This window comes from Desulfofustis glycolicus DSM 9705 (assembly GCF_900130015.1).
GTDB classification, from domain to species: Bacteria; Desulfobacterota; Desulfobulbia; order Desulfobulbales; family Desulfocapsaceae; genus Desulfofustis; species Desulfofustis glycolicus.
The window spans coordinates 34906-54432 of the sequence record NZ_FQXS01000017.1 but is presented as its reverse complement, the minus strand read 5'-3'; the positions used below and the strand labels follow the sequence as shown (position 1 = coordinate 54432).

Sequence of the window (19527 nt, the reverse complement as noted above, 5' to 3'; positions counted from 1 at the left end):
GCAAACCAGCACAGGCACGTAACCGATGACCGAAACCAGCGCACCGAAGGAACTGAGCAAGAGCTACGAATTTACCGACGTCGAGCAGAAATGGCTGGACACCTGGGAGGCGCAGCACTGTTTCGCCGCCCGCATGGAGCCCGATAAGCCGTCATTTTCCATTGTCATCCCGCCGCCCAACGTGACCGGCGTTCTCCATGTCGGCCACGCCCTGAATAACACCATGCAGGACATCCTGACCCGTTATCACCGGATGTGCGGTGACAACACCCTGTGGGTGCCGGGGACCGATCATGCCGGCATCGCCACGCAGAACGTCGTCGAACGACAGCTCGCCAGCGAGGGCCTCAGTCGCCATGATCTCGGGCGAGACGCTTTTGTCGAGCGGGTCTGGGAGTGGCGCCGGGAAAAGGGCGGCACTATTATCAACCAGCTCAAGCGGCTCGGCTGTTCCTGCGACTGGAGTCGGGAACGCTTCACCATGGACGAGGGGTTGTCGCAGGCGGTACGTGAAGTCTTCGTCCGGCTCTACAAGGAAGGACTGATCTACAAGGGCGATTATATCGTCAACTGGTGCCCGCGCTGCCTGACGGCGCTGGCCGACGATGAAGTAGAACACGAGCCGAGCCAGGGCAAACTCTACCACCTGCGTTACCCGCTGGTTGACGGCAGCGGCGAGTTGGTGGTGGCCACCACTCGACCGGAAACCATGCTTGGCGATACCGGCGTCGCGGTCAACCCGAATGATCCCCGTTACGCCGGTCTGGCCGGCAAGCAGGTGGAACTGCCGCTGACCGGTCGAGTTATCCCGGTAGTCTTCGACGAGCACGTGCAGATGGATTTCGGTACCGGGGCCTTGAAGGTAACCCCGTCCCATGATCGGGACGACTACGAGATCGGCCGGCGCCATAACCTGGCGATGTGCAAGGTGATGGACGACCACGGCGTGATGAACGAAAAGGCCGGCAGCTACGCCGGGCTGGACCGGTTCGCCTGTCGCAAGAAGATCGTTGCCGATCTCGAAAGCCAGGGGTACCTGGTCACGGTAGAGGACTATCCGCATGCGGTCGGCCAGTGCTATCGCTGCAAGACGGTGGTTGAGCCGACCACCTCGCTGCAGTGGTTCGTCTCTGTCCGGCCGTTGGCCGACGCGGCGGTGGCCGCGGTGCGCGAGGAGCGCATCAAGATCTACCCGAAAACCTGGTATAACACCTTCTACAGCTGGATGGACAATATCCGCGACTGGTGCATCTCCCGGCAGATCTGGTGGGGACACCGCATCCCGGCCTGGACCTGTACCGCCTGCGGCGAGATGATCGTCGACACCATCGACCCCGAACGCTGCCCGTCCTGCGGATCCACCGAGCTGGTGCAGGAAACCGACGTGCTCGACACCTGGTTCTCCTCGGCGCTCTGGCCGTTTTCGACGATGGGCTGGCCGGAGAAGACCAGGGAGCTGGCCACCTTCTACCCGACGTCGATTTTGGTGACCAGTTTCGATATCCTCTTCTTCTGGGTGGCCCGAATGATGATGATGGGCATCCATTTCATGGAGGAGGTGCCGTTTCACGACGTCTACCTGCATGCGCTGGTGCGCGACAAGCACGGCAAGAAGATGTCAAAATCGACCGGCAACGTCATCGACCCGCTGCAGGTCATGGGCGTTTACGGCACCGACGCGGTTCGTTTCACGCTCGCCGCTTTTGCCGCCCAGGGCCGGGAGATCCGGCTCGACGAGGAGCGGATCGAAGGGTATCGCTTTTTCATCAACAAGCTGTGGAATGCCGCCCGTTTCGCCTTGATGCACGTCGGTTCCAGCGATCCCGGTATTACCGCCGTGGTCGAGCAGCCCGAACGTCTCGGCCTGGCCCATCGCTGGATCCTCAGTCGCACCGCCCGGACGATCGACCAGGTCCGTCGTGGCCTCGATGAATACCATTTCAACGACGTCGCGTCGGCCAATTACCAGTTCATCTGGCACGAGTTCTGCGACTGGTACCTGGAATGGATCAAATCGGAGCTGTTCAGCCGGGAGGAGCAGACCAGGAATCAGGCCCGCGGCGTCCTGCTGACGGTGCTGGAGACGATTGTGGGGCTGATGCACCCGATTACCCCGTTCGTCACCGAGGAGATATGGAGCGTGCTGCCCGGCGAGCGGCCGGTGCTGATGCTGCAGCCCTACCCCGAACGGCACCGGGAATGGCTCGACGAGGCGGCCGAACGGGATATGGAGTTGCTGATGGGGGTCATCGGCGGTATCCGTAACATTCGGGCCGAAGCCAACGTGCACCCGTCGCAGAAGCTCGAGGCTTTCGTTACCAATGTCGGTGAGGATGCGGCCGCGCTGATCACCACCTACACGCCGGCCATTACCGAACTGGCCCGGCTCGGTTCGCTGACCATCGCCCCGCCGGGCGCCAAACCGGCCGATGCGGCTACCTATATCTACAACGACATCGAAATTTATGTGCCGCTCAAAGGACTCGTCGACATTGCCGGCGAGCGTGACAAGTTGCAGCGGGAGCGGGCCAAGGTCGAGATCGACTTGAAGAAGGTGAGCGGCAAGCTCGGCAACGAGAAATTCCTGGCCAATGCGCCGGCCGAGATAGTCGCCAAAGAGCAGGAGAAGCAGCGTGAGCTGGAAGCGCGACTGGCCCGCATCTCAGAGGCAGAGCAGCGGCTGGCAGCTATCGCCGGAAATTGACGAGGCAGCTGAGGAGCACCATGGACAACAACCTGCTGGATACGATCCTGCGTTCATTTCTCCGGGAAGATATCGGCCGGGGTGATCTGACCAGTGAGGCAATTTTTTCGCCGGACCAGCTTGGCAGTGCCCGGTTGGTGGCCCGTGAGAGCTTTCTGGCGGCCGGGATCGAGACCGTCGCCGCCCGGGTGTTTGCCTTGCAGAACCCGCGCATTGAAAGCACCGGCGGCCTGGCCGACGGCAGCCGGGTCGAGCCTGGTGATGTGCTGCTGACGGTAAACGGCCCAACCATCGATCTGCTCAAGGCGGAGCGGGTGGCCCTGAACCTGCTGCAGCGACTCTCCGGCATCGCCACCTTGACCGCCGCCTTCGTCAGGCAGGTCGAGGGCTATCCGGTGCGGATCTGCGATACCCGGAAGACCACGCCGGGACTACGGATGCTCGAGAAATACGCAGTGGTGGCCGGCGGAGGGCACAACCATCGCTTCAATCTGGCCGACGGCATCCTGATCAAGGATAATCACATCGCCGCCTGCGGTTCCATCGCCGCTGCGGTTGAACGGGTGCGGCTCCTGGTGCCGCATACCATCAGGATCGAGGTGGAGACCGATACCCTGGAACAGGTCGAGCAGTGCCTTGACTGCGGTGTCGATATCATCCTGCTCGACAATATGCCGCCCGCCACCATGGCCGAAGCGGTGGCCAAGATCGACGGCCGGGCGATCGTCGAGGCCTCCGGCGGCATCTCCCTGGAAACGGTGCGGGCGGTGGCTGCTTCGGGTGTTGACATCATCTCGGCGGGCGCCCTGACACATTCCGCCCCCGCCTGCGATATCGGTATGGATTGGTCCTCGACCGGCGGATAAACACCAATAATGCGATTATTTCTTGATTTTTCCCGAAAAAATGTGAGATACTGCGCTCATACTGGAGGGGTGGCATGGATGGTGCGGCCAGCCATGCCTTTTCTGTTGGACCCGAAAAGAGGAATGTACTGATGCGCTGTCCGAAATGTGGCTATATCTCCTTTGACAATGTCGAGACCTGTCTACGCTGTAACAAGGATATTTCAGAGACGGCAAACGCCTTTCAGGGCAGTACGTTAAATGTTCACACCCCGGTTTTCCTGAAGTTCGCCGCACTGGAAGATGATGGCGAAATGTCTCTCGAAAGTGAAGAGAGCGACGAGATCGAATTCGCCGATCCGGATCTGGAGATTCTCGTAGACGAGGGAGAATCGGAGGAAGATGCAGACATGGAGTTCGCCTTCGCCGAAGACCAGGAAGATGATACTGCCGCCGCTCAGGCCCTGGACGACGAATTCGGTTCGGGCGAGCGGGGAGATGAAAGTCAGCAGTTCACCGAAGGTGCGCTCGATCTCGGGATGTTTGAAGACACTTCCGGTGAAGAGACCTTCGCCTTCGAAGACAGCGAAGCCGACGATACACCGCCGCCACCGAGCATGGAAATCCCCGAGGAATTGTCCGATATCTCCGATCTCTCTCCGCCGGATCAGGCACGCAGTGCCACTCCCCCACCGTTGACAGGGGACGAGACTCCGGCGGCCTTCGCTGAAGAACCGGAACCGGCTGCCAGCGAAGAGCCGGCCGCATTGCCGGCCGAACCGGCGGACGATCTCGATTTCAGCAACATGGACATGGACTTCGATCTCGGCGAGGATGAGCCCGCCCTGGCCGAAGAAGTTTCACCTGCCGCTGAAAAAGCCGCCCGACCGGCATCACGAATGGACGACGACCTCAACTTCGAACTAGATTTGGGCGGCCTGTCGATCCACGACGAAAAATAGCAGTCCCGAGGCCGCCATTAGTCGGCTCGACTAAACAAGCCCGGAGGAAAACAGTTGACACCTCCGGGTATGTTTTGTAAATACAGCACCGCTATCCGGTGCCGAGATAGCTCAGTCGGTAGAGCAACGGACTGAAAATCCGTGTGTCCCTGGTTCGATTCCTGGTCTCGGCACCACACGACATTAAAAGCGGTTACAGGTTTTGTTCTGTAACCGCTTTTTGCGTTTGGTGAAGGAGCGAGGACGCATGAAGGCCTGTGGTGTGAGGATTCTTCTAAACCAGACCTGACAGCCTTGAACCGGAACCGATGGTTCCTAACTGCCCGGCAGTTCCGTACCGCGACTCATGATTCCGATATAACCCGCGTAGCTGAACAGGCGGTTGCGCTTCTGTGCGGTCAGCTCGTTCACGATGCCCAGGTGTTCCAGGTGGTCAAGTGCCTTGTTGATCGTTGCCGCAGTGAGTCCGGTCTTCTTAACCAGTGACCCCGCTGTGGCGATGGGATGCTCCATGAGTGCCCGGTGCACCTGCAGCGCCGATGCCGCAGCCCGGCCAAGGCCGTTTATTTTGTCGCGGTCCTGTTTGGCCAGGTCCAGAAGCTGCTGCGCCGTTTCCACCGCCTGGCCGGCAGTGACGATGATCGCCTCGGCGAAGAAATCCAACCACGCTTCCCAGTCACCTGTCAGGCGGACGTTGTTGAGCAACTCATAATAATACTGCCGGTGCGTCTTGAAGTAGAGGCTCAGGTAGAGCATCGGTTCCCGCAGCACCTTTTTCTCGCACAGCAGCAGCGTGATCAGCAAGCGCCCCAGACGGCCGTTACCATCGAGAAAGGGGTGGATGGTCTCAAACTGCACATGGGCCAAGGCCACTTTGAGCAAGACCGGGGTAGGTTCCGGCTGGTCATGGAGAAAGAGTTCCAGTTTGCCCATGCACTCGAGCACCGCTTCCGCCGGGGGTGGAACAAAGGCAGCGTTTCCCGGTCTGGTACCGCCGATCCAGTTCAGGCACCGCCGAAATTCACCCGGAGCCTGATTGCTGCCTCGGCCCTTGGTCAATAACACACCGTGGATCTCCCGAAAGAGCCGCAGCGATAGCGGCAGGCCTGCCTTCAGCAGACCAAGACCATGGTCGAGAGCGGCGATATAGTTACTGACCTCCCGTACGTCATCAAGCGGTACACCTGGCTGCTGGTCCAACTCGAACAGCAGCAGGTCAGACAACGACGACTGCGTTCCCTCGATCATGGAAGAAAGCACCGCTTCTTTGCGAACGTACATATAAAGAAACAGTGAGGTGTCCGGCAACAGCGTCGAGACGCTATCCAGCCGCCCGAGTGCCAGCATCGCCTCATCGAACCTGCGGCACAGTTCCCGCGTCCATTCGATGGGTGGTAGCGGCGGCAGCGGAGAGGGGACAAAGGATTGAACCGTATCACCCACTGTCGAAATGGTCACGTATTCGCCTTGGAGTTTTCGCTTCATCCTGTCTCCCGTGAAACTAAAATAAGATCAACTCATATTTTACATTTAAGTAATATCATAAAATAAAGCGCCTTGAAAAGAAAGATTGCTTGGATTTTATTGTAAAAATGAGGTGTTCGTTGGAAGATAGGGCCTGTACAGAAATCTCTGACATTTAGATGATTAGGGAACTTTTCCGAGACTGTTTTCAAGGAAGATGTCACAGCAGAATTAATCTCGCTTTCTGTTTAAGCGTGCCTGAATTCCACGATTGGAATTTCCCAGCTTTGCCCAATGCATCTTGCTTGAAACTCCTTGTCGGAGACATCCTCCCGGGTTCTTCTCACCAAGGCAAGAACAAGAATTTGCTGGACGGTGTCGAGTTTTTCCTCCCATTCAGCAAACGCTTTTTTTGAGAGCCGAGCAACCTCTATACATTCTTCATTGATCAAGTCTACATGATCTTCTGCTCTCTTAAAATTCAACCGATCGCCTGCTTGCAATTTCTTGATGGCTTGGCGGGAAGGATGGGTTTCTATTCGTATACCGATGTAGTCCAGAAATAGATCTTCCATACCCAACACATGGTAGCTGTGGCTTGTGGTTCTGCTTGGGTCGGTTGTTGTTGGTTTTCTGGTGGTGAGAAAATCACCTGCCAATAAGCTGGCATGCGGGTTGGCCGTTGTCTGAATTGAAAAGAGATGGAGTGTTTCCCGGGCCCGCGACATGGAGACGTAATAGAGTCTGCGCTCATCTTCGATGGCTGTTTGGGCTCCATGATCCCAGTTGTCACCGAGGATGAAGACATGATCGAATTCGAGGCCTTTCACCGAATGGGCTGTCGCCAGGAACAGGCCGTTGCCGATGGTCTTGGCCCTGTTTTGTTCGGCGAAGGTTTCATAGAGGTATTCCTGGATCTCAGGCACCGGCTGTGGGGCGTCGTTGGTTTCATCCCGCCATTGCTGGAGGATTGTTTTCAGATTGTCGCTCCAGACTGAATTGTTGGTGGTTTGCTTGGCAAGGATAGCCAGCAGCGCGCTGCCGGTGAGCAGTTCAGTACGCATGGTGTGTAGGTGGTCGAGCAGATCAGTATGTTCGCGTATTCGGGATAAGCGGGGGAATCCGTTTTGCCGTCCCCAACTCAGGCAGACGGGGATGCCGGCTGCTTCGAGAGCGCTGCGCACCGGATCGAGGTCTTTCCACTCACGAGCGAGCACGGCGCACTTGTTCAGTTCCGCGGGGCCTGCCTGCTGCAGCCGTTTTAACTCTGTCAGCAGGGCGGCAGCCTGTTCCTGGGGGCTGCTCACCTGAAGTAGTTGCACTTTGCCGTGCGCAACCGGGTCGTTGGCCTGCCAATTGCCACCGGGTAGAAGATTTTTTCGATCCCGGTTGATCCGGATCGGGTGGTTCGTCTTCATCCGGTCAGTGTTGTGGGCGATCAAACAGTTCGCTGCGTCGATGATATGGGCAGTCGAGCGGTAGTTTTCGATCAGGTAGTGGATGTGCGCATCGTAGTCGTGTCGGAACTTTTTGATGAATTCGACGCTTGCCCCGCGAAACCGATAGATGTTCTGGTCGTCATCGCCAACCGCCAGGATGGTCATTTTCCGTTCATGTTCTGTAACGCTTTTCCCGGCGACGAGAGAGACCAACTCATATTGCTCGGCATCGATATCCTGGTATTCGTCGACGAGGATGTGGCTGAATCTGCCGATCAGGGCGTAGTCGGGGGGAATATCCTGGAAGCCGGCAACGTCTTTTTCCCCTTTCAGCAAACCGATGGCGTCCTTGATGATATGACTGAAATCAATATCCTCGCGGTCCTTTTGCCGAGAGCTGGTCACCAATGATCGACCGGTGAACCGTAGCGCAAGACCATGGAAGGTCAGCATGGTCACGCCGGCCATGTCTTCGCCGACCAGGTCGCGAACTCGCTGGCGCAGGCTCATGATGGCGCTGCGATTGAAACAGAGTACGAGCAGTGCCCGCGGAGGGACCCGTTTGACGCGAATGAGGTAGGCCACCCGGTGGGCGACCACCCGCGTCTTGCCGGCTCCGGGGCCGGCAAGGATGAGCAGGTTCTGGTCCAGGGGGGCGGTGACGATTTTCTCCTGACTGGGGTTTTTAAGGTCATCGACGATGCGCTGGTATGATTGCTCGCTGGTCGCCCGTTCGAGGAAGCTCTCTTTGCCGGGGAAGAAACGTTTAACGAATTGTTCCTTGTCGTCGTTGAAGTAAGAGACGACGTATTGCCAGGCGCCGCTGATCTTGCTCAAGGCCAGGCGGGCGAATTCGTTCATTACATGGATCTGAAAGGTCCGCTCGCTGTAATGGGTTTTCAGGGGCGAGAAATCGGCCTGTGAGTAGCGTCGGGAACGCGCTTCCGGATGTAACTGGATGGTCATGGCCTGGCGGAAGACGGCGAGTCCCTGCTGCAGATCGATGATCCCTTGCTCGTGCATGAACGTCAGGGCTCGTTCTGCAGCGGCGAGCGGGTCTTTCAGCTTTTCAAGGAGGAGCAGGTCTGCGCGCAGCGCGGCAACGATCTGCTCGAGGCTGAATTGAACGAGCAGGTTGGCGCTCGGTTTGGCCTCCGGTGGCAGCGCCGCTATGATTGCTTCCAGGGTGCGGTTTGCCGCGAGTTGTCTCGTGGTCACGGTATTTTTGACCGATTGCCAGTCCCGATGGAGATACACCGAAAAGCGGTTGTTGCCACGCGAGGTAAACGAAACACTGCCCTTGGCGCCCGCCAACCCTTTGCCGTCACGGCTCAGGCCATACAACAGCAGTTTGAGGGTGTGCGGGGCACAGTTCTCATGGCCCGCTTCTATCATCTTCTGATTTACCTGGCGCAAATCGAGCTCCAGGTGGGTGTCTACCTCCATGTCGGGAAACGTCCCGACGAGAATGGAGAGGAATTCATTTTCCAGCGTGATGATCTGTTGCAGGGATTTTTCCGAGCTAGCCTGCACCTTGTAGCGCAGGTAGGCGCTGAGCAGCGTGGTTTTTTCCAGGACGCCTTGGGATGCCATGTCGTGGAGCGTGCGGATGACTCGCTGGGTCTCCGTCTCGGTGACGGTATCGCCTTCCATGGGCGTGAAGGCCCCGAGCCCGGCGAGTTCATCGGCACTGAAGGCCTGGTTGGGCCGGTTGAGCTCCATCAAGGCCCCGAGGATGGCCAACCACCGTTTCTGCTGGCGCTCGGAGAGGTTGAGCGTGGCGATTTTTTCGGCCGCCTCGGTGAGGCTCTTGGCCGTTGGTTTGCCCTGGAAGACCTTGGTCTGGTTCTCGTTGCGCTGTAGATAGCCGGCCCGTTCCAGCCAGGCCAGTGCGGTCCTGACCCTGGTGTCGGCGTTGGGCAGGTCCGGGTCAACCTCCACCACGTCCAGGCGGATCAGGTCCCCGGCGGTCAGCACCACGGAATTTTCACCCCGGGCCGCATAGCGGATGCCCCTGAGGAATTGGGCGATCTCCCGCTGGCTGAGCATTGAGCTACAGCTGAGGCGGAATTGTCCCTCGATATCCTGCTCGTTGAAGATGAGGATGCACTCGGCAGCGTTGCGGTCCCTGCCGGCCCGGCCCGCCTCCTGCAGATAGTTTTCCAGGGAGCCGGGGATATCGGCGTGGATGACGATGCGCACGTCTTCCTTGTCGATACCCATGCCAAAGGCGTTTGTCGCACAGATGATCGGGGTGGTGCCGGCAATGAAGCTGTCCTGGATTCGCTTTTTCACCGACGGTTCCAAACCGGCATGAAAGGCCTCGGCGGTGTAGCCGCTTTGTTGCAGGAATTCTGCGAGTTGCTCCGTCTTGTTCCGGGTGGCGCAATAGATCACGGCGCTGCCGTTGTTTTCATAGCGTGAGCGGAGCAGTTCGAGAATGGTCTGGTTTTTTTCGTAGCGATCCACTTCCCACACTTCGTAGTGCAGGTTAGTGCGCTCGTGTCCCCCGGCGAACAGTTCCATCTTGATGCCAAGATCGCGCTGCATGATATCGAGGATCTCCGAGCGAACGTCTTTCTTGGCGGTGGCCGTAAAGCACTGCACCGGTGGGATGGCGGTCTTCGCCTGTTCGGCGAACTCCCGGATGAAGCGGATCGCATAAAGATAGTCGGGCCGGAAATCATGGCCCCATTTGGACAAGCAATGCGCTTCATCAAAGACCCATGCCCCGATCTCCCGCTGGCTGATGGTGCTGGTGAATGAATTGTTGCGCAGTTGTTCCGGTGAAACGAGGAGAATGCCAATATCGCCGAGGCGGACGCCTTCCATCACGTCTGACCGTTCCGGCATGGTGAGCATACCGTAGAGGGCGGCGGCGATCTTGGTGCCGGTGAGGCGTGAAAAATTATCCACCTGGTCCTTCATCAGCGCCTGCAGCGGAGAGATGACGATGGTCAGCGTGTTGCGTCGGTGGTAGCGCATCAATGCCGACAGCAGGTAGCACAACGATTTGCCGCCACCGGTGGGAAGCGTTGCAAAGATCGAGTTGCCGCGGGCGGCGGAGAGAACGATCTGTTCCTGTAGGCTTTCGCCGTCAGCGGTTGCCGGTTCGGCGCGAAAGGAACTGAAACCGTAATAATCCTGGAGGTAGCGGAGCGGGCTGTGATGCGCCTGGCAATAGTCGCACCCTGTCTTGCCGCAATTGTATTCCCGCAATTGATGCAGGATACGGGGCACCTGCGGGAACTGGTGGCGAACCCACGGTGGCAGGACCGAGTTCCCCCCTGCCACGGAAAGCCAGGCAGTGACGTACGCCAGCGGCGGCAACGGGAGTGCCTCATCGGCCAGCTGGAACATGACCGTCTCGATCGCCGACGAGCAGGCATGCTTGCGGGCGAACCAGGAGAAGGCTTCGTGCAGGTCGTCGCCGGACAAGAGCGGGATACCCATGCAGGCCAGGGCTTCGGCGGTTCCGTTGAGCTGTTCGTCACCCGCGAGAAAGCTCCGGTAGAGCAGGGGAATGTCCGAGTTTGCCGTGAACTGGGCGACCAGCGCGTCCCATTGTTCGGTGAACACGTGTGCGGCGAGCAGCGCATCTTGCACCGGGTCGTTGATGCTGTCGCGAACGATCTGGTAATTCTTGACCAGGCGATGGTACGGGTTGGCCGGGTAGGCGAGGGGCGACAGGAAAAGCGTGTCGATTGCCGGTTTGGTGAAGATCTGCAGGTTCGGTGTAACCTGCTTGAGGCGCGGCAGATCGTGGTTGATGATGTTGTGGCCGAGCATGAACCGCGCATCTCGCGCCAGATTGTCCAACTCCTCGAGTACGCGAGAATCGATGGCGGCTTTTGGAGCTGTCCTTTGAAGCGTTGCGTTGCCGAGCACTGCCCCGAGCGAGTAAATCTCGTTTCTTTCGTTGACCTCTATATCGAGCAGCAGGCAGTGGCGGAGAAGATCTCGGCAGGAGAGCGTCATGGCAGGATTGTTCTCTATAAAAAAGGAACAGCCTTCATCCGAGATCAGGTTTTAGTGAAGTATTTTCCTTCGATTATAAAGATCATATCAATTTTTGTACTACATTGAATTTGCTAAGACAAATAGAATCGGCAAGAAGAGAGGAGCAATAGCGCGGATCTGACCGTTTTGGTGTCCATCATTTTCAGCCCACCTCAGTGGATAACTTGTCGGCTTTTGTAGTATTGAATAGTAAGCGGCTGCAGATCTTACTTCGCCTTCAGATATGCTTTCGGGCCTTCTTCTGTAACGGTATACTTCTCAAATAGTGCCGACCGGATGCTGAGAAAATCTTCCTTGCTATGGATATGTATATATCTGCAACCTGCACGGTCGCTGTCTATCTCATTGATTCCGAGATGATCAAGGAATGCGATATCACGTTCACCGTACTCATGGATATTAAGCTTTAATACCGGCTTGCCCTGGATTTCAATTCTGCTCGCAGTCATATACATTTTTGGGGCTCCATTTTTTCTAATTTGTTATTTAATATCAAAAGATAGTGCTCAGCAGCAGTGATCAAAGAGAAATCAAATCAAAATGGTCTTGGAGGTTTTTCAGGATTTCCTGGTTTGCCTTATTTTGCCAGAAAGCGTTCCTTTTCACATGTCTCTTTTCAAGGGAATTTTACGTTGGGATTGATTGGGTACACAACCGGATGGTAAGAAACCGCCCGATGATCTCGGCGACAACATGAAGCGGGGTGCCGACGATCTTGCTAAACTGCTGGGGGCACGGCTGTAGGTGAGCGAGGGTTGTTCAGATGGTCTCCTGTCATGAGAAGGGTGAGGGCGTTTTCGAAGGGATACCCAGTCTCAATCCTGATGAGCCTTAATTTTTACAGATGATGTCCAACATGGTTCGGTTTTTCCTTACACTCAGCGCTCTCTTCCTTGCCCTGGTTATGCTTGTCTGCCAGTCGCCACCCTCGTCAACCAGTCTTGCAGAAGTGCTCAAGCACGAAATAGCCGCGGTGAAAGAGGAAATTCCCTCCTACCGGTTAACGATCGGCGCCCATCGCGGGGCCTCGGTGAGCCACCGGGAAAATACCCTGCCGGCGCTCCAAGAGGCTGAGGCGGATGCCGGCTATGCCTTTGTCGAATTTGATGTGCAGTATTCCGGGGATCAGCAGATAGTCCTGTTTCATGATCGTCGGCTCTTCCGTCTCTTCGGGAAGATTGATGCGCTCGACAAGACCAGTTATGCCGACCTCCTCCATCTCACAAACGGTGAACTGGTCCTCTATCGCGAGGCAATGAACATCGTAGGCAAAAAAATCAATCTCGAGATCAAATCGCAAGGGCACCAGCAGGACGATCAGCGGCTGGCAGATGAGGTTATTGCCGACATCAGAAAGCGCGGCCGGCAAAAAGATGTCATGATCAGTTCCATCTCCAGCGAGTTGGTCCGCTACCTCAGTGAACGCTATCCGGAAATCAAGACCGGCCAGATTTTCTGGCTGACCTGGTCAACCTATCTGCACTTTGAAGCTCTGACCGAAGGGCTGTTCGACAGGTTCAAGGCCACGGATGCCGATTATCTACTGCTCCACGTAGCCAACCTCAGGAATATTGAGGACCTGCTCAAGCTCAAACCACCCGGCAAGACGATCATGTTCTGGGATTTTGACGACCGGATGTATATGGTGCACAAAGACCTTGCCGACCGGCTGTGGGGAACCTCGATTCTATCCGAAATCTGGCGGCGCCTCTGTTTTAATCTGGCCAATCTGCTCAGGCGGTAGTCGACTACCGTCTTCAACAAATCGCCGACATCGGGCAGGATGTGTCGATCGCCGCGTCCAGGCAAGGCTTCGACCGGTCATTTGCCGGAACTCGAAATAAACGAATCGGTAGAGCCCTGAAAGGAATTGTGCTACTGTCAGGGAAGGGTTTGGAAATGGTTGTGTGCCGTAAGGCAATTTGACGTATTTACCGTGGAGGGCTGTATGGAGAAGGAAATTGGTTTTGAAATGGCTGCCTCGAGTATCAGGTTCGGCTCCGGAGTTACCACCGAAATCGGTATGGATATGAAAGATCTTGGCGCCCGAAAAGTCATGGTCTGTACTGATCCGAACATCGCCAAATTGCCGATGATCAAAACCCTGATCGCGTCGCTGGACGATGAAGACGTCCCGTATGTCTTGTATGACCGGGTGCGGGTTGAACCGACTGACACCTCCTTCAAAGAGGCAATAGCGTTCGCCGTGGACAACGATGTCGATGCTTTTATCGCTTTCGGCGGCGGTTCGGTCATCGATACCGCCAAAGCCGCCAATCTTTACTCCACGTACCCGACAGATGATTTCCTGGCTTATGTCAATGCTCCGATCGGCAAAGGCAAACCGGTCCCGGGACCCTTGAAGCCGCTGTATGCAATCCCGACAACGGCGGGAACCGGCAGCGAAACCACCGGCGTCGCCATTTTCGATCTTGAAGAGATGCATGCCAAAACCGGTATTGCCAACAGGGCGCTGAAACCGACACTCGGTATCGTCGATCCGTTGAACATGATTTCCATGCCGCCGATGATCACCACCTCGACCGCACTTGATATCCTGACTCATGCGGTTGAGTCATATACCGCCATCCATTATACCAACCGGCCGAGGCCGGAGCGTCCGATGCTGAGACCCGCCTATCAGGGATCGAACCCGATCAGCGACATGTGGGCGATCAAGGCAATGGAGATCATGGCCGACAACTTCGTGACCGCCGTCGAGGATCCAACCAACCTCGATGCTCGCGGCATGATGGCCCTGGCGGCTACGTTTGCCGGCGTCGGGTTCGGCAATGCCGGCGTCACCCTGCCGCACGGCATGTCCTACCCTGTTTCCGGAATGGTACGCGAGTATATCGCGCCGGACTATATCTCCGACCACCCGATTATTCCGCACGGCATCTCCGTTGCCATCAACGCGCCGTCGGTCTTTAGGTTCACCGGGCCTTCAAATCCCAAGCGTCACATGGAGGCCGCCGTTGCCCTTGGCGCCGATACCATAGGCGTCCGGGAGGAAGAGGCAGGCGAGTTGCTGGCGGATACGATGATCGGCTATTTCAAACGGTTCAACGTCCCGAACGGACTGAAGGATGTCGGCTTTACCGAGGCCGATATTCCAAAACTCGTTGCAGGGACGCTGCCCCAGCATCGCGTTACAAAGCTCTCCCCCCGTCCTGCCGGTCCGGAAGAGTTGGCGGAATTGTTCAGGGGAGCGATGCGGTACTGGTAAGACAGGCTTGCAGCTGAAAAGCACGGTTCAGTCGGTTATTGCCCAGCTCTCTGGTGGGATGCATGTTTAAGATGGGATGCAGTGCCTGACAGGTTGCGGGATGACCCTGTGATGTTGTGACGAAAGAAGTCGTATCTACGAGGAAATTTCGATTTCGTTGCAGGTCACCTCGCTCAAGCAGCCAACGAATGATGGGAGAAGCCATGCAAACGATTAAAGGGCTGTTTTTTGATGTTGGTGGGACAATCTTCGACTGGAAGAACACCGCCCGGCAGAGGATTGAGGAACTGGCTGATACTGCAGGAAGAGGAATTGATAGCGAGTCCTTTGCCGTCGACTGGCGCGATGAGATGTTTAAAATTCATACCCAGGTGCGACATGGAAACCTCCCCTATATTAATGCTGATAGCATGCTGCTTCAGGCTCTGGATCACCTCACGGCCAGATATCCTCTTCTTGGCGAAATAGACAGGGCGGTTCTCGTTACGTCGACGTGGCATAATATGCGCGCATTTACCGGTGCTGCTGAAGCGATCAACAGGTTGCGCTCCAGATATCTGGTTGTTGTCCTTACCATCCTTAGTTGGGAAGCCATCGTCAGAAGTTCAAAATATGCAGGAGTGCAGTGGGATGGCATCCTGTCCTGCGAATTTCTAGGCTATTACAAACCGTCCATTCAAGCCTATCTCAAGGCCACCAGCCTCCTTGGGCTGCGCCCGGGAGAGGCGATGATGGTCGCCACCCATGAGGGCGACTTGGCGGCGGCTCAAAACGCGGGAATGCGCACCGCCCATGTGGTCGTTCCGGTGGAAGATAACGTCGGAGAAGGGTTCACCGTGCCGGCTGAAACCACGTTTGATATCGTGGCCGGAGATTTTGACGAGCTGTGCACAAGGTTGCAGGTATGAGGCAGCCTTGTATGATCACTTTGGACAAGTTACTCTGGCAGCGGCCATGTCGGGGTTTCCAGGGGAGCAATTTCAGGCAAATCAACAACCATCCCGGATTCCGTAATGGGGGTGAACAAGACGGGGATTGTTACATCAGTCTCATTTGTTACATGAATTGACATTTTTTTATCTGTCAGACGCTGTCCGGCGGGATGGGGCGATGTGGGCAAGGGTGATCCATCCTGCAGCAAAAAGCCGCCGATATCGGGGTTGAGAAGCCGGACATCGATCTCTTTGCCATTCTTGATGAGGATAACGCGTTTCCCGCCATCGTAGAATTCCACGTCTGTTTCTTCGTGGATGTTCATAAACCACCAGATTTCTGAAGGGTTGTCTGTGACAATCTCATCCTGAAGAAGCATCTGGGTTCTGTTGTTGATCAGGGCAATGCCGCGCCAAACCCGACCGGCGCCCATTTCATCGTATGCATCGGTGAGATCGGCTATGGCCGCACCGGTCCCATCATTATCGCTGGTATACCTCATGATTTCGGTCTCGGCAGATGGATCCTGATCTGCCAGTGCGTCCGGATTGATGACCAGGGTATTATTGCCCTCGGCCCTGAGTCGATAGTAGTGCCAGCGCTGGTCGTCGAATTCGCCTGACTGGGAAAAATATCCCGGCAGGTTATAGTCATCTGGCCCTAAGTCGAATATCCAGCGCTCGCCGAGCGCATCAAAAACAAATTCACCTAGATCCAGATGGCCGTGGCCGACATTATTATTCCCTGCTTTGAACCCGGCAAAGAGAGCATTGTCGTCGCCCCATGTACTTCTCAGGGTGACTGCCTCTGTCTTTCTGAAATACGCATCAAGTTCCAGGCCCAGCTCTGTAGGTGAGCTATTTTCTGGTTTGTACCAGATGAGATCAAGGGCGTGGTCGAGAGAAAACTTTGTTTGAAACCATGAATACAGCGGCTTGTCAAATTTCATGTCCAGCCAGTAAAGCCATGGAGCGCGAATCGGCCAGTCTCCGCAATCCGCAAAATTGAAGATGTTGGTGGTTGGACTGGTCATATAGACAGGGAAGTTCCCCGTTACCGAAACGCCGGGAACGTCAAGGATATAGAAGGTGCTGTCGACGGCGGACTCAAGAGCGGCCGCGTAAATCAAAAGATATTTGGTGGCATACGACCAGTATCCGGGACCTTCATGCCAGGCTCCATCGGGCCCCAGAGTTGCAATAGATTCAGCATTTTCCATGCTCGTCAGGGTCTTGTTGATGATATCCCAGGACAGGCTGGGTATCCGTTTCTGCAATAGCAAGCGCCCCTAAGCCGATACCCCCGTTGGTGACCATGTTCCAATTGGATTCGCTTGTCAGCCAACTCGCCTGTTCTTCATGGGCGGTCAAATAGGGGGTGAGGCCATAGTCGATAATGGCATTTCGTAGCACCTCTTTCTGCTCGGTGGTCCATACATCGAACAGCCAGTCATAGCCGATGGCGAAGGCATGGGTCATTTCTGCCGTATCCAGGAAGTGGGAGGGATCGCATCCCTCGGGGACACCATCTGGCTGTCATCTATATCACCGGGGGATGCCTCGATTCTCGGGACCGAGCCAAATGATAAGAGCAGGAGCAGGAAAACGACGAGGTGGAACCGGACACACCTCGATGACCTGGGGAGATGAACTTCTCCCTTTGTATCGACTTTCTGTCGCCGGTTATAAACTGATACTATCATAATCCTGTAAACTCTCCAGGGGGCTGAGAAGCATGTGTCCCTGGGGTTGGGCAAGGATTTTAACGCATCGGTTTTTATTGATATTTTGTTGGATCTTGGTGCTAAAAGAACATGAACACCGTAAACCGGCAATACAAGTTTAACTTAATTTCCGATTTCCAGCTAGATATCGAAACACAAGCGGCTGTTTTGCCTTATTATTGACTGATTATCAGGATTACGTGCTGAACGTCAGGGTCAATAGAAATCATTATTTGATTAGCGCTGCTGTCTTCCGTATATATCCACCTTGCCTCCCCCCCCCTCCCACTCATCCTACCGGATGGTCGGTCGAGGGAAGGGGGGGATGCGCTGAGCCGTCCTCATTTACTGAGCAAAGGCCAGGTCGGTAAGGAAGGTCACCGTCTGCGGGAAGAGTGCCACAATGATCAGCCCGACGACCTGCAAAGCGATGAACGGGAGCGAGCCACGATAGATATCGCCGAGAGTCACGCCGGGCAGTTGCAGCGACTTCATGAAAAACAGGGCATAACCGAATGGCGGTGACAGAAACGACACCTGCAGGTTGATCGCTACCATCATCCCAAACCAGAATGGGTCAACCCCGTAAACATCTTTGGCGATAGGGAAAAAGATCGGCACTAGGAGCATCAGGATGGCGGTCCAGTCGATGATCATGCCGAGCAGGTAGATCAGTAGCATAACCATGGCGAAGAACAGCCATTGATTGCCGAGCGCCTCGAACAGCGAACCGAGCGTCTTGCCGCAGCCCATGGCCATGAATACTGCCGAGAAGATATTGACTCCGACGATGATAAACATCACCATACACGAGGTCTTGATGGTCGCCGTCGTCGCGTAGCGCATATTTTTCATGTTGAATTGACCGTAACAGACCATCAGGATAATCGCGGCAAACGCGCCGATTGCTCCCGCTTCCGACGGCGTGGCGATACCGAAAAAGATGGAGCCGAGCACCGTCAGCATCAGCAGCACCGGCGGCGTCACGCTGATCATGCCGCGTACCAGCCGCACGCGAAGGACATCCATGTCTTCGGGCGCTACCGGCGGCCCCAATGCCGGGTTGCGGCAGCAAATAACAAAAATATAAATCACATACAGCAGTGACAACAAGAGACCGGGGATGATCGCCCCGATGAAGAGCTGCCCTACAGAGATACCGGCCACCGCGCCGAGGACAATGAGCAGCATGCTTGGTGGTATGAGAATGCCGAGCGTTCCCCCCGCCATGATCGTGCCTACCGTCAACCGCTTGTCATACTTGTTCTCCAACAGGTACGGTCCGGCCAGTACGCCCATGCTGACAATGGATGCGCCGATGATGCCGGTGCTCGCGGCAAACACCGTACAGACAATGGTCACGGCAATGGCCAGTCCGCCCGGTATTGGAGCTACCAGATCGCGGATGCCGTTAAACATCCGCTGCGCCACCCCGGAGCATTCGAGGATATATGCCATGAAGATGAACAGGGGGATGGCGATCAAGGGGAAGCTGACCATCACCGAGTAGGTCTTGGTGACCGCGATCGGTAGTACTGCTGGGCCGACAAAAATGAGGCCGAGGATGATACCCAGTCCGCCAAAGGTCAGCGCTACCGAATGACCGAGAAACAGGGCGCCGATAGTTATCAGCGCGACAAAAAGTAATAACAGGGTATCGGTCATGATTGCTCACCTCGCAGTGCCGCAATGTGTTTGATGAGAAAGGACACCCCCTGCAGAAAGATAAGCAGGAACGCGGCCGGAATGACACTGCGGAAGTGGGCGATGGGTGGCCGCCAGAAGCTGTGCCCGAGTTCTCCTGCCTGCCACGAATTGATCGCGATCGGCAGGCCGCCCTTGATCATGGCAAAAGAAAAGACCAGGGTGAAGCCTATCAGGCAGGCGATAGCCAGCCGGTGACGCCATTTCTCGGGCAACCGTTCCGAGAACAGATCGATCGACACATGCCCACCGTGCAGGAAGGTGTAGGCTGAGCCGAACAGGATATAGTAGCCGAACAGGAAATAGGAGACTTCGGTGAACCAGATCTGCGGCGCGGAGAACCCTTTGCGCATCACCGATTCATAGATAAACACCAGGACCAGGGCGACGATCAGCCATTGCGCAACCCGGCCGACCCATTCGTTGCAGGTGTCGATCATCCGTGCAATAGATAGCAGTAGCTTCATGACATCCTCTCAGACAGATGGTTCCCTTGACTACTCG

General features: G+C 56.1%; 13 protein-coding genes and 1 tRNA gene. 7 read left to right on the top strand and 7 right to left on the bottom strand.

The window, feature by feature from the left end; translation table 11 throughout:
• The first annotated feature begins 25 nt into the window (after window positions 1-25).
• The 4 genes from BUC26_RS13820 (at window position 26) to BUC26_RS13805 (ending at window position 4687) form a co-directional block, all read left to right on the top strand.
• Window positions 26-2704 carry a valine--tRNA ligase gene (locus tag BUC26_RS13820; RefSeq protein ID WP_073377016.1) on the top strand — a complete coding sequence of 893 codons (2679 nt, stop codon included), beginning with the start codon at window positions 26-28 and terminating at the stop codon, window positions 2702-2704.
• Between the two features lie 20 nt (window positions 2705-2724).
• Window positions 2725-3570 (top strand): carboxylating nicotinate-nucleotide diphosphorylase, encoded by an 846-nt coding sequence (nadC, locus tag BUC26_RS13815; RefSeq protein WP_073377014.1) that lies wholly within the window; start codon window positions 2725-2727, stop codon window positions 3568-3570.
• A 74-nt stretch (window positions 3571-3644) separates the two neighbouring features.
• Entirely contained in the window at window positions 3645-4511 is an 867-nt protein-coding gene (locus tag BUC26_RS13810) for a hypothetical protein (protein ID WP_073377012.1), read from the top strand.
• A gap of 100 nt (window positions 4512-4611) precedes the next feature.
• Window positions 4612-4687 (top strand) — tRNA-Phe (locus BUC26_RS13805).
• 139 nt (window positions 4688-4826) lie between these two features.
• On the opposite strand, the gene BUC26_RS13800 is transcribed toward BUC26_RS13805, so the two are convergent.
• From BUC26_RS13800 to BUC26_RS13790, 3 genes are all read right to left on the bottom strand, one after another.
• Window positions 4827-5996: a Fic family protein gene (locus tag BUC26_RS13800; protein WP_073377010.1), complete on the bottom strand. Its 1170-nt coding sequence runs from the start codon at window positions 5994-5996 to the stop codon at window positions 4827-4829.
• 227 nt (window positions 5997-6223) lie between these two features.
• Entirely contained in the window at window positions 6224-11392 is a 5169-nt protein-coding gene (locus tag BUC26_RS13795) for a RecQ family ATP-dependent DNA helicase (protein ID WP_073377008.1), read from the bottom strand.
• Between the two features lie 248 nt (window positions 11393-11640).
• Window positions 11641-11889, bottom strand: a complete 249-nt coding sequence (locus BUC26_RS13790; RefSeq protein WP_073377006.1) for a hypothetical protein — start codon at window positions 11887-11889, stop codon at window positions 11641-11643.
• Between the two features lie 401 nt (window positions 11890-12290).
• Here BUC26_RS13790 and BUC26_RS13785 point away from each other — a divergent pair, with 401 nt between their 5' ends.
• The 3 genes from BUC26_RS13785 (at window position 12291) to BUC26_RS13775 (ending at window position 15571) form a co-directional block, all read left to right on the top strand.
• The gene (locus tag BUC26_RS13785; protein WP_161949860.1) at window positions 12291-13178 is read left to right on the top strand and encodes a glycerophosphodiester phosphodiesterase; all 888 of its coding nucleotides are present in this window, start codon (window positions 12291-12293) and stop codon (window positions 13176-13178) included.
• A gap of 204 nt (window positions 13179-13382) precedes the next feature.
• Entirely contained in the window at window positions 13383-14663 is a 1281-nt protein-coding gene (locus BUC26_RS13780; protein ID WP_073377002.1) for a hydroxyacid-oxoacid transhydrogenase, read from the top strand.
• 188 nt (window positions 14664-14851) lie between these two features.
• A complete protein-coding gene (locus BUC26_RS13775; protein ID WP_073377000.1) occupies window positions 14852-15571 on the top strand; it encodes an HAD family hydrolase in 720 nt (239 codons plus the stop codon).
• Between the two features lie 29 nt (window positions 15572-15600).
• Here the strand turns inward: BUC26_RS13775 and BUC26_RS13770 are convergent, their stop codons facing one another.
• The 4 genes from BUC26_RS13770 to BUC26_RS13755 form a co-directional block, all read right to left on the bottom strand.
• Complete coding sequence (locus tag BUC26_RS13770) at window positions 15601-16815, bottom strand: heparinase II/III domain-containing protein (protein ID WP_073376998.1); 1215 nt, start codon at window positions 16813-16815, stop codon at window positions 15601-15603.
• Window positions 16802-17074 carry a hypothetical protein gene (locus tag BUC26_RS13765; RefSeq protein ID WP_073376997.1) on the bottom strand — a complete coding sequence of 91 codons (273 nt, stop codon included), beginning with the start codon at window positions 17072-17074 and terminating at the stop codon, window positions 16802-16804. Before BUC26_RS13765 ends, BUC26_RS13770 begins: the two co-directional genes overlap by 14 nt.
• A gap of 590 nt (window positions 17075-17664) precedes the next feature.
• Complete coding sequence (locus BUC26_RS13760; RefSeq protein ID WP_073376995.1) at window positions 17665-18984, bottom strand: TRAP transporter large permease; 1320 nt, start codon at window positions 18982-18984, stop codon at window positions 17665-17667.
• Complete coding sequence (locus tag BUC26_RS13755) at window positions 18981-19490, bottom strand: TRAP transporter small permease subunit (RefSeq protein WP_084540674.1); 510 nt, start codon at window positions 19488-19490, stop codon at window positions 18981-18983. The genes BUC26_RS13760 and BUC26_RS13755 overlap by 4 nt, the downstream gene beginning before the upstream one ends.
• Between the last annotated feature and the right edge of the window lie 37 nt (window positions 19491-19527).

Coding starts and splice junctions, on each gene's coding strand:
- BUC26_RS13820 (WP_073377016.1), top strand. CDS start 26: ATGACCGAAACCAGCGCACCGAAGGAACTGAGCAAGAGCTACGAATTT.
- nadC (WP_073377014.1), top strand. CDS start 2,725: ATGGACAACAACCTGCTGGATACGATCCTGCGTTCATTTCTCCGGGAA.
- BUC26_RS13810 (WP_073377012.1), top strand. CDS start 3,645: ATGGATGGTGCGGCCAGCCATGCCTTTTCTGTTGGACCCGAAAAGAGG.
- BUC26_RS13800 (WP_073377010.1), bottom strand. CDS start 5,996: ATGAAGCGAAAACTCCAAGGCGAATACGTGACCATTTCGACAGTGGGT.
- BUC26_RS13795 (WP_073377008.1), bottom strand. CDS start 11,392: ATGACGCTCTCCTGCCGAGATCTTCTCCGCCACTGCCTGCTGCTCGAT.
- BUC26_RS13790 (WP_073377006.1), bottom strand. CDS start 11,889: ATGTATATGACTGCGAGCAGAATTGAAATCCAGGGCAAGCCGGTATTA.
- BUC26_RS13785 (WP_161949860.1), top strand. CDS start 12,291: ATGGTTCGGTTTTTCCTTACACTCAGCGCTCTCTTCCTTGCCCTGGTT.
- BUC26_RS13780 (WP_073377002.1), top strand. CDS start 13,383: ATGGAGAAGGAAATTGGTTTTGAAATGGCTGCCTCGAGTATCAGGTTC.
- BUC26_RS13775 (WP_073377000.1), top strand. CDS start 14,852: ATGATGGGAGAAGCCATGCAAACGATTAAAGGGCTGTTTTTTGATGTT.
- BUC26_RS13770 (WP_073376998.1), bottom strand. CDS start 16,815: ATGGAAAATGCTGAATCTATTGCAACTCTGGGGCCCGATGGAGCCTGG.
- BUC26_RS13765 (WP_073376997.1), bottom strand. CDS start 17,074: ATGACCCATGCCTTCGCCATCGGCTATGACTGGCTGTTCGATGTATGG.
- BUC26_RS13760 (WP_073376995.1), bottom strand. CDS start 18,984: ATGACCGATACCCTGTTATTACTTTTTGTCGCGCTGATAACTATCGGC.
- BUC26_RS13755 (WP_084540674.1), bottom strand. CDS start 19,490: ATGAAGCTACTGCTATCTATTGCACGGATGATCGACACCTGCAACGAA.